The organism is Pseudomonas capeferrum, assembly GCF_013523055.1.
Classification (GTDB): Bacteria; Pseudomonadota; Gammaproteobacteria; order Pseudomonadales; family Pseudomonadaceae; genus Aquipseudomonas; species Aquipseudomonas capeferrum_A.
The window spans coordinates 1-2,073 of the sequence record NZ_JAAMQM010000048.1 but is presented as its reverse complement, the minus strand read 5'-3'; the positions used below and the strand labels follow the sequence as shown (position 1 = coordinate 2,073).

Sequence of the window (2,073 nt, the reverse complement as noted above, 5' to 3'; positions counted from 1 at the left end):
TCCGCGGACGCCAGGTAGACGTTGGTCGCGTCACCCAGGCGGTTCGGGAAGTTACGGGTCGAAGTGGAGACCACGGTGGAGCCTGTCTGCACACGTGCCTGGTTACCCATGCACAGCGAGCAGCCCGGCATTTCCATGCGCGCGCCGGCCTTGCCGTAGATGCCGTAGTAGCCTTCTTCGGTCAGCTGATGAGCGTCCATCTTGGTCGGCGGGGCCAGCCACAGGCGTGTCGGAATGCCGCCCTTGACCTTTTCCAGCAACTTGCCGGCAGCGCGGAAGTGACCGATGTTGGTCATGCACGAGCCGATGAACACTTCGTCGATCTTCTCGCCCTGGACGCTCGACAGCAGGCGGGCGTCGTCCGGGTCGTTCGGCGCGCAGAGGACGGGCTCCTTGACGTCGGCCAGGTCGATCTCGATGATCTCGGCGTATTCGGCATCGGCATCGGCAGACAACAGCTGCGGGTTGGCCAGCCAGGCTTCCATGGCCTGTGCGCGGCGCTCCATGGTGCGTGCATCGCCGTAGCCTTCGCTGATCATCCAGCGCAGCAGGGTGATGTTGGACTGCAGGTATTCGGCGATGGCTTTTTCCGGCAGCTTGATGGTGCAACCCGCCGCGGAACGCTCGGCCGAGGCGTCGGACAGCTCGAACGCCTGCTCGACGGTCAGCTCGTCCAGGCCCTCGATCTCGAGGATGCGGCCGGAGAAGGCGTTCTTCTTGCCTTTCTTCTCGACGGTCAGCAGGCCGTTCTGAATGGCGTAGTAAGGGATGGCATGGACCAGGTCACGCAGGGTGATGCCCGGCTGCAGCTTGCCCTTGAAGCGCACCAGTACCGACTCGGGCATGTCCAGCGGCATGACGCCGGTGGCGGCGGCGAAGGCGACCAGACCGGAACCGGCTGGGAAGGAGATGCCGATCGGGAAGCGCGTGTGCGAGTCGCCGCCAGTGCCGACGGTGTCAGGCAGCAGCATGCGGTTCAGCCAGCTGTGGATGATGCCGTCGCCTGGACGCAGGGACACGCCGCCACGGGTACGGATGAAATCCGGCAGGGTGTGGTGGGTGTTGACGTCGATCGGCTTTGGATAGGCCGCGGTGTGGCAGAACGACTGCATGACCAGATCGGCGGAGAAGCCCAGGCACGCCAGGTCCTTCAGCTCGTCGCGGGTCATCGGGCCAGTGGTGTCCTGGGAGCCGACGGTGGTCATCTTCGGTTCGCAGTAGGTACCCGGACGTACGCCCTGGTTCTCTGGCAGGCCACAGGCCTTGCCGACCATCTTCTGCGCCAGGGTGTAGCCCTTGCCGGTGTCGACCGGTGCTTCCGGCAGCTTGAACAGGTCGGCCGGACCCAGGCCCAGCTCGGCGCGCGCCTTGTCGGTCAGGCCGCGGCCGACGATCAGCGGGATACGGCCGCCAGCGCGGACTTCATCGAGCAGGACTTCGGTTTTCAGTGCGAAGGTAGTGACCAGCTCGTCGCTGTCGTGACGGCGTACTTCGCCCTTGTAGGGATAGACGTCGATGACGTCGCCCATGGCCAGGTCGGTGCAATCGAATTCGATCGGCAGGGCACCGGCATCTTCCATGGTGTTGTAGAAGATCGGGGCGATCTTGGAGCCGAAGCAGAAGCCGCCGGCGCGCTTGTTCGGCACGTACGGGATGTCGTCACCGAAGAACCACAGCACCGAGTTGGTGGCGGACTTGCGCGAGGAACCGGTACCGACCACGTCACCGACGTAGGCGACCGGGAAGCCCTTGGCGCGGACTTCCTCGATCTGCTTGAGCGGGCCGATCGAACCGGGCTGCTCGGGCTCGATGCCGTCGCGGGCCATCTTCAGCATGGCCAGGGCGTGCAGCGGGATGTCAGGGCGCGACCAGGCATCCGGGGCAGGGGACAGGTCGTCGGTGTTGGTCTCGCCCGGTACCTTGAATACGGTCAAGGTGTATTTCTCGGCGATGGCAGGCTTCTTGGTGAACCATTCACCGGCAGCCCAGGAGTCCAGCACGGCCTTGGCATGCGCGTTGCCGGCCTTGGCCTTTTCGGCCACGTCGTGGAAGGCGTCGAACATCAGCAGGGTG

Annotated in this window: 1 protein-coding gene; it reads right to left on the bottom strand. The window is 64.9% G+C overall.

Features of this window, described 5'->3' with window-relative positions:
* Window positions 1-2,073, bottom strand: a 2,073-nt coding sequence (acnB, locus tag G7009_RS27235) for a bifunctional aconitate hydratase 2/2-methylisocitrate dehydratase (protein ID WP_181133374.1), incomplete at both ends; no start/stop codon positions are given.